At 33.6% G+C, this 327-nt stretch carries 1 pseudogene; it reads left to right on the forward strand.

The annotated features are described in order from the left end of the window. Window positions 1-327, forward strand: a pseudogene (locus FMM56_RS05715) (flagellin); the annotation flags it as partial.

Raw genomic sequence — 327 nt, forward strand, 5'->3', positions numbered from 1 at the left:
GATGGACAAAGCTTGGCTACTAGGACAATGCTACAAGCAGATATTAATCGTTTAATGGAAGAGTTAGATAACATAGCTAACACTACTTCTTTTAATGGAAAACAACTTTTAAGTGGTAGCTTTACTAACCAAGAGTTTCAAATCGGTTCTCAATCAAACACAACAGTAAGTGCTAGTATAGGTGCTACTCAATCATCTAAAATAGGCGTTACTCGTTTTGAAACAGGTTCTCAATCTCTTAGTAGTGGAACAGTTTCTTTAACCATTAAAAATTATAATGGTATTGAAGACTTTACTTTTAGAGATGTAGTTATCTCAACCTCAGTT

Source organism: Campylobacter sp. LR264d, assembly GCF_008633895.1.
Lineage (GTDB): Bacteria > Campylobacterota > Campylobacteria > Campylobacterales > Campylobacteraceae > Campylobacter_D.